The 8273-nt window shown below is 58.2% G+C and carries 7 protein-coding genes; 6 read left to right on the forward strand and 1 reads right to left on the reverse strand.

All coding sequences use genetic code 11. The annotated features are described in order from the left end of the window. Positions 1-10: 10 nt before the first annotated feature. The 4 genes from VEH04_12415 to udk all read left to right on the forward strand — a co-directional run bounded on the left by VEH04_12415 (position 11) and on the right by udk (position 4561). Positions 11-790, forward strand: coding sequence for a prepilin-type N-terminal cleavage/methylation domain-containing protein (locus tag VEH04_12415; protein ID HYG23581.1), 780 nt, complete (start codon positions 11-13; stop codon positions 788-790). A gap of 11 nt (positions 791-801) precedes the next feature. Next, positions 802-2661: a glycoside hydrolase family 3 N-terminal domain-containing protein gene (locus VEH04_12420; protein ID HYG23582.1), complete on the forward strand. Its 1860-nt coding sequence runs from the start codon at positions 802-804 to the stop codon at positions 2659-2661. 89 nt (positions 2662-2750) lie between these two features. After that, on the forward strand, positions 2751-3947 hold the full coding sequence (locus VEH04_12425; protein HYG23583.1) for a glycosyltransferase family 4 protein: 1197 nt from the start codon (positions 2751-2753) through the stop codon (positions 3945-3947). Beyond that, positions 3944-4561, forward strand: coding sequence for a uridine kinase (gene udk, locus VEH04_12430; GenBank protein ID HYG23584.1), 618 nt, complete (start codon positions 3944-3946; stop codon positions 4559-4561). Before VEH04_12425 ends, udk begins: the two co-directional genes overlap by 4 nt. A gap of 141 nt (positions 4562-4702) precedes the next feature. On the opposite strand, the gene dusB is transcribed toward udk, so the two are convergent. After that, a complete protein-coding gene (dusB, locus tag VEH04_12435) occupies positions 4703-5860 on the reverse strand; it encodes a tRNA dihydrouridine synthase DusB (protein HYG23585.1) in 1158 nt (385 codons plus the stop codon). 58 nt (positions 5861-5918) lie between these two features. On the opposite strand from dusB, the gene dprA reads away from it, so the two are divergent. Next, on the forward strand, positions 5919-7025 hold the full coding sequence (gene dprA / locus VEH04_12440; protein HYG23586.1) for a DNA-processing protein DprA: 1107 nt from the start codon (positions 5919-5921) through the stop codon (positions 7023-7025). A gap of 69 nt (positions 7026-7094) precedes the next feature. Then, on the forward strand, positions 7095-7493 hold the full coding sequence (locus tag VEH04_12445; GenBank protein HYG23587.1) for a hypothetical protein: 399 nt from the start codon (positions 7095-7097) through the stop codon (positions 7491-7493). Positions 7494-8273: the final 780 nt, after the last annotated feature.

An 8273-nucleotide genomic window follows, 5' to 3' on the forward strand; every position in this document is an offset into this window, starting at 1 on the left:
GAACGACCCGATGCGTTGCCGACAGACAGAAGGTAATCGGAATCGTTCCGTTTCTCAGCCGGGTTTCACGCTCATCGAGCTATTGGTTGTAATCGCGATCATCGCAATCCTTGCCGCGATGTTGTTGCCCGCGCTCAGCAAGGCCAAGGAAAAGGCGAAGGCCACCACCTGCCTCAGCAACAACAAGCAGATCGCTCTGGGCTTCGCAATGTATGCGTCCGACAACAACGATTTTCTTCCGCCCTTGAACACAGGTGTCTTTCCCGCAGTGACGACGGAATGGTGGTTCGTGATTCTCGATCAGGGCAAATACCTGACGAGCTCGGCTGTTTCGAACAATGTCTGGCGTTGCTCGGCTGTGAAAGACTCAGACATCGATCCCGGCACGGTGGCGTATTTCAGGTCGCCTTGCGAAGGCTACGGACCTCTCGAGGGCAACACTTACACGAGCGGCGTGGTCCGCTACGGCAAGAACATGGATGGATCGCCGCTCGGCAGCCGCAAGTTCACGCAGATTCGCCGGGCCAGCCAGATCTGGCTGATCGGCGACGTGGGCGTCACCAAGAGCGGTGTGCGTTTCGACCAATTACCTGCAGCGGGCTATTGGACCGATGTCGTCACGAAACAGCCCGATCCGGGCCGCGGCTGGACCGTTGCTCCCTACAAGCAGCCTGCTGCGCGCCACAACAAACGCGCGGTGTTCTCGTTTTGCGACGGTCACGTTGAGAGTTGGACCTGGACAAATTTGCGCCAGAACCTTGGCGATGTCTTTGCGGTGAATTCCCTTTAACGGTTTGAACTATGAGCAATTTCCTGATGGCACTTGAAAACCCGGCGTCGTTGCGCCGCTTTCGGCAGGCCGCCACCTTTGCGGCAGGATTCATGGTCTCCATTGCAAGCGTTCTTGCAGGGGACGACAAAGTGGAAGCCCTTCTCGGCCAAATGACGCTTGAGGAGAAAATTGGCCAGATGACTCAGGTCGACTCCGAGGCGCTCAAGGACAAGTCGCACATCGAAAAATATTTTCTCGGCTCAGTGCTCAGCGGTGGCGGCTCGGATCCCGTTGATAACATGCCCCAAGGGTGGCTTAAGCTCGCGAACGACTGCCAGTTTTGGGCGCAAAAAACGCGGCTCAAAATTCCGCTGTTGTACGGCGTCGATGCGGTGCACGGGCATAACAACGTCATCGGAGCCGTGATTTTCCCACACAACATTGGCCTCGGAGCGACAAGGAATCCTGGGCTCGTCGAGCAGGCCGCGCGCGTGACAGCAAGGGAAGTGGCGGGCACCGGCATCAATTGGACCTTCGCTCCGTGCGTTGCCGTTGCCCAGGATCCCCGCTGGGGGCGCACCTATGAGAGCTTCTCGGACTCCTCCGAGCTCGCTGGGGAATTGGGGCTTGCAGCGCTTCGCGGCTTCCAGGGCAACAGCTTTTCTCAACCCGGCTCCGTCCTGGCATGCGTGAAGCACTTCGTTGGAGATGGCGGCACAAGCGAGGGCCGCGATCAGGGCGACATGGTTGTCGATGAAGCCACGCTGCGGCGCGTTCACCTGGCACCGTATCTTCCTTCGATCAAAGCGGGCGCAGCTTCAATCATGGCATCGTTCAGCAGTTGGAACGGAAAGAAGATGCACGAGCACAAGCACCTTCTTACCGACGTGCTTAAGGGGGAACTTGGATTCAAAGGTTTTGTCGTGTCTGACTGGGCAGCCATCGATCAGCTTCCTTACGATTACAAGGGCAGCATTGAAGCTTCGATCAACGCGGGCCTGGATATGGTAATGGTTCCCAACGGACCCGGGCAGGCGAACAACTATGTGGAGTTCATCACAAAGCTAACGGAGCTCGTGAATGAGAAGCGCGTGGCAATGACGCGAATCGATGATGCAGTACGCCGGATCCTCAAGGCTAAAATGGATGCTGGGGTCTTCGCCAACCGGCCAGTGGATCCCGCCCTGACGGCAGCCATTGGATCCGCGGAACATCGCAGTGTAGCGCGCCAGGCTGTTCGGGAATCGTTGGTAGTGTTGAAAAACGATTCCAAAATTTTGCCGCTTGCCAGGAACAACAACCGAATCGCCGTCGTGGGAAAAGCCGCGGATGATCTCGGGGTTCAATGCGGCGGATGGACGATCAGCTGGCAGGGGGATAGCGGAAATATTACGCGCGGCGGCACAACCCTGCTCCAGGCCATTCGTAAAAGCATCGGCGCTGACAGCCGGGTCTCGTACTCTGCCGACGCAAACGATCTTGGGAATCCAAACGTGGTGATTGTTGTCATAGGCGAAAAACCGTACGCGGAAATGAAGGGCGACCGGCAGGAGCTGCAGCTGGCAGCGGAAGACCTGGCGCTGGTGCGCAGGGCGAAGGCCAGTGGCGCGCGCGTGCTCACAGTGCTGTTCTCCGGACGGCCCCTCGTCCTGGGCGAAGCCCTGCAAGCGAGTGACGCGTTTGTGGCAGCATGGCTTCCTGGAACAGAAGGTTTGGGCATCTCCGACGTCCTGTTCGGGGATTTCAAACCAACCGGAAAACTCCCTCGGCCATGGCCGAAAGGACCTGAGGTTACATCCACGGCTTTGAAGTCGGCGACTCATGCGCTGTTCCCCTTCGGTTTTGGTCTGACTTTTGACAAGGAGGTGAAAACTGCCGCCGCGCAGTGATTGGCACAGAGGAAACCCGCGCTGCGACTCGTGGGGCTTCTCCCCACTTGTGATCTTCGGCAGCTCGCCATGAACATGCGCGTTGGTCGATGCGAATCCTTTTTGTTCATGATCGCTTTGGAGCGATGGCGGGAGCTGAAGTCAACCTGCTGGTCACAGCCAGGGAACTGAAGAACCGCGGCCATTCCCTGGCAATACTGCATGGTCCATCGACGGGCCGGGCTGAAGCGGAATGGATCCGCGTGTTCGAGAAATGCTATTCCCTCAGTTCGGGCAACTCTTCCGTGGCTGAAGTCATCCGCGATTTCGAACCCGACGCCGTTTACGTACACAAAATGGCCGACCTCTCGGTTCTTCGTGATCTCGCAGACAGTGCTGTTCCCGTGGCACGAATGGTTCATGACCACGACCTTTATTGCCTTCGCAGTTACAAGTACTCGCCATTCAGCCGCCGCATCTGCACTCGCGCAGCGGGATGGCATTGCGTGTTTCCGTGTGGCGCCGTTCTCGCGCGCGACCGCAGCGGTGGCCTGCCGTTCAAATGGATGAGCTTTACGGCAAAACGGAAGGAACTTCGAATCAATCGCAAGTTTAATCGCATGATCGTCGCGACCGACTACATGAAACAGGAACTACTGCGAAACGGATTCGCGCCTGAGCGCGTGGAAATCCATGCTCCCGTTCCGCCTGCGGCCGATGACGCGCCGCCTTCGAATTTCTCCGATCGTAATTTGCTCATTTTTGCAGGACAGGTCATCCGGGGAAAAGGTGTGGATGTCCTTCTGGAAGCGCTCGTCCAGGTCAGCTCCAAATTCGAATGCGTAATCCTGGGTGAGGGGCATCATCGCGCACACTGCGAGCAATTGAGCCAGCGACTGGGGCTCGGAAGCTGCGTGCGATTCCTTGGGTATGTTCCACCCGCCGCCATGGCAGAGTTCTATGGCGAAGCAACCCTGGCTGTGGTCAGCTCGGTCTGGCCGGAGCCGTTCGGTGCGGTTGGGCTTGAGGCGATGCGCTTCGGGGTTCCCGTTGTAGCGTTTGACGCAGGGGGCATTCGCGAATGGCTGAGCGATGGCGAGAATGGATTTCTCGTTCCATGGATGGATCGGAGGACATTTGCGCAACGCGTCGATCAACTGCTCGCCGACAAGGCGCTCGCGCGACGCCTGGGACAAAATGGCCGGCGAATCGTGCGCGAGCGTTTTGCGTTTGAGGATTATATTGATGGCCTGGAGCAAATGTTTGCGCGCATGGTCCAACGCGAGCAGACTGCGGTCGCTTCATGAAAATCGCTCCCCTCCTTGTCGCCATCACTGGAGGCAGCGGCTCGGGCAAGACATGGCTCGCCGAACGCCTCGAAACCGCGCTTGCCCCGCACGCCCAAAGAATCTCGCTCGACGATTTTTATCACGACCGCTCCCACCTTACGGAAGCGAGGCGGGGAAAGATCAACTTCGATCACCCGCGCGCCATTGACTGGGCCGCGTTGGAGGCGGTTCTCACGAACCTCATGGCGAATTGCCCAGCCGCGCTGCCTTGTTACGACTTCAAGACCCATTGCCGCGAACAGCGCACCCGGACCGTGGAAGCTGCGCGTGTTGTGCTCGTCGACGGGCTGTGGCTGTTGAGGCCAGTCGCGTTGCGACGGATGTTCGACCTGAAGGTCTTCATCGAGTGTCCAATACAAACGCGCCTGCGGCGGCGAATTGAACGAGACATTGTCTCACGCGGACGAACACGCAGTTCCGTTGAAGAACAATTCCGAACGAGCGTGGAGCCGATGCATCAGAAATTCGTTGCGCCGCAGCGACGATGGGCTGACGTCGTTCTGCCTCATGATTTCTCCGGGCGCGACGTCACGGAGCTGGCGGATCGTCTGCAGCGGATTCTCAAGCTGTGACTCCGCCCGATGACGTTAGGCCATTTCATGACAACCGCGGGCGGGGTTTTGCGCTGCTGATGTTCATACCGCTGCTGAGGCAAATCTGGCGCGCGGGAGGCGGTGATCCGGATCGCCGGCGCCGCGTGGGGACAAATCCCGCTACCAGACTTCCACCGGGCCGCGAGGCACAGGAATTTGCTGGCGCTGCGTAGCGGCAGGCGCGTCCTCGATGTACGACGCCGCCATCGGCCCGGGGCGGAACTTCGGCTTCAGTTCTCCCGTTTCATCAAGGAATTGCTGACGCCACGAACGGTAATGTTCCAGGATTTCGTGGAAGTGCTGCCGGGATGAAAGCAGCACGACCTTCTTGTTGAACTCGCTGGCGGGGCCGAATCGCTTTGCATACCAGGGCGCCACCTTGCGAAACATCCGGCAGCCCAAATCCTCGCCAAAGATTTCGATCATCAGATCCAGGTGACGGATGATCACGCGAATCCGCTCGTCAAACGATGGCTCAGGCAGAAGTTCACGGTGCGCGAGGTAATGTTTCGTCCGCCGGAAAATCCACGGATCATAAAACGCCCCGCGTCCAATGCTCACGCCCGCGCATCCCGTGACATCAATCATGCGTTGCGCGGCTTCAGGTGTGGTGACGTCGCCGTTTCCAATGACAGGAATCCTCTTGAGCGCCTGCACGACGGCCCGGATTCCAGCAAGATTCACAGAGCCTCCAAATCCCTGCTCGCGTGTTCGTCCATGGACGAACACGGCGGCGACGCCGACATCCTCCAAGGCACGGGCGAGGTCGGGGGCAGTAATGTTGGCGTCATCCCAACCGAGCCGCATTTTTGCGGTGATCGGAATCTTCACGGCATTGACCATGCCCCGCACGAGCGCGGCGGTTTTGTCGAGCTCTGTCATCATTGCGGAACCACCGCCCACCTTGACGACTTTTTTCACGGGGCAACCCATGTTGATGTCGATCGAAGCCACCCCGCGTTCAGCAATCATTGCCGCAGCGTCACGCATCTCTTCAGGCACCGAGCCGAAGAGCTGCACAGCCATCGGAGAATCGGCGGGGCGCGTTTCGATCAACTTGAACGCCTTGTCGCGGCCTTCAAGCAGCGAGCGGGCATTCACGAGGTCGGTCGTGACGAGGCCCACTCCCCCGATCTCGCGCACGACGAGGCGGAACGGGAGATTGGTGTATCCCGCCAGCGGCGAGAGAAAGAGGTTCGATTCCAATGTCAGCGAGCCAAAACGCACGGAGTAGGTGTAGCACAAATGGACGAGGCCGGCCAATCGACGAATTAACATTCAAAAGCGACGCACGTTCTCGCTTGCCGACGACGGGCCGGCAGGATAATTCAAGCCCATGGAAACCAGGGATGCATGGGTGGGGTTGAACATGATCGATCACGTCGGGCCGGTTCGGGTTCGACAACTTCTGCAGGTCTTCGAAAACCCGGTAAACATTCTTCAGGCAACCAAGGCGCAGTTGCTGCATGTCCACGGAATCGGGGAAGACACCGCGGATGCCATTTCGAATTGGAAGATCACGATTGATTTGGAGGCTGAGCTCCAACGCATAAATGATTATGGATGCCACGTGGTGACACAGGAGGACGCGGAATACCCTGAATTGCTGCGTCAAATTTATGATCCGCCACTGGTCCTCTACGTGAAGGGGAATCTCCTCGCGAAGGACAAAAACGGCGTCGCACTGGTCGGTTCGCGGATGACGACGCATTACGGGCTCGAAGTCGCACGGAAGCTGGCATACCAGCTCGCCTACATCGGAGTCACGGCCGTGAGCGGCGGAGCGCGTGGCATCGACACCGCGGCTCATCAAGGTGCCATGGCGGCGAAAGGCCGGACGGTCGCGGTGCTCGGCACAGGCATCAATATTGTGTTCCCTCCCGAGAACGGGGAACTGTTCGAACGCATCGCGGCCAGCGGCGCGGTCATCACGCAATACCCGTTCAACCGCAAGGCTGACAAACAATCCTTCGCCATCCGAAACCGCATTGTCGCCGGCATGACGATGGGCACCGTTGTGGTGGAAGCGAACCTCTCGAGTGGTGCGCTGATCACTTCGAACTTCGCAACAGAGTACGGCCGGCAGGTCTTCGCCGTTCCCGGCCGCATCGACTCACCGCGGAGCAAAGGCTGCCATGAACTGATCAAGAAGGGCGCGAAGTTGTGCGAAGGGGCGGAGGACATCTTGAGCGAATTTGAATACCTGTTTCCAACAAGCAACAAGCCACCCGCCCCAAACGAAACCGGCCTCCTGCCCGCGCTGGAGCTTTCCGACCACGAACAGAAAGTCTTCGGCACGCTGGACCGCGAGCAAATCACCATCGACGAAGTCATCCGCAAGAGCGGCCTGCCGAGTTCGACCGTGTCCGTGGCTCTGCTGAGTTTGGAAATGAAGCGCCTGGTAAAGCAACTGCCAGGGAAGTTGTTCGTAAAGAATCAGTAAGTGCGAACGGAGCGCCGACTTGGAGTCGGCTTACGATGAGCGAAACCAAACGCGCGGCAATTGCGAGGCATGTCAGAATCCAAAGAAGAGAACGACGCCTGCTCGAACTTTGCCAGGTCGACTGAAAGGGAACGCGCTAAGCCGACTGGAAGTCGGCGCTCCGGTGGCGATAGCCGGCCACCTTACAATCGTGGTTTGCAACAGTTGGTGGAAGGCAAACAAAAGTGGGCCCAACGGCTGGACGCTCAGGCAAAGGCGGACAGTTTCATCGGCTGGCATCAACGCGGATACCTGCCTCACCGCGACAGCCCTGGATTGATTCAGTTTGTGACCTTCCGATTGTGCGACAGCTTTCCTGCTGCACGTCGTGGCGAATGGGAGGCGCTTTTGCGAATCGAGAACAACCGCGAGCGGCGCAAGCAGCTGGAGCAGTATCTCGACCCCGGGGGCATGGGCCCTGCTGGCTAGGCCACGAGCGCATTGCCAGGATTGCGGAATGCGCGCTGCAACACTTTCATGGTGAACGCTACGACCTGCTGGCATGGTTCATAATGCCAAATCACAGCCATGTTCTGATGCAGACGCGCGATGTTCCCATGTCGAGAGTGCTCCAAAGTTGGAAGCGCTTCATTGCAAGGGAGGCGAATACAATCTTGCACCGCGAAGGCCGCTTTTGGGAGCGAGAGTATTGGGACACCTACATGCGCAATGAATTCCAAGCGGTTAAGGCACGAAACTATATCGAGCAGAATCCTGTCCAAGCCGGCTTGATGAAAGAAGCAAAGGCATGGACATGGAGCAGCGCGCGTTTTCGCGGGATTGATGGGCAGTTGACGTTTGAACCAGCAGGGTAAGCCAGCCGCAAGCCTGCGCTTTAGATGGAGCCGTTGGAGGGCTTACAGATGCAGGGTGAAGCAGCTGCCTGGAAAGATGTTTCTGAGAAATCAGTAACGGCGAGCCGGAGCGCCGACTTGGAGTCGGCTTACGATGAGCGAAACCAAACGCGCCGCAATTGAGAGGCATGTCAGAATCCAGAGAAGAGAACGACGCCTGCTCGAACTTTGCCAGGTCGATTGAAAGGGAACGCGTTATGCCGACTGGAAGTCGGCGCTAGTGCGCTTGGGATACAACGCACATCGCAGGGTGAGAGTCCCTGTCTGGCGGCGCTTCCCGCCAGAGACTGAAGGTAACTGCGGTTCAGAAATGAACCGTGGAGAGCAACTGGAAGTAAACGGATAGTCCGTAGAG

Source organism: Verrucomicrobiia bacterium, assembly GCA_035629175.1.
Classification (GTDB): domain Bacteria; phylum Verrucomicrobiota; class Verrucomicrobiia; order Limisphaerales; family DASXHY01; genus DASXHY01.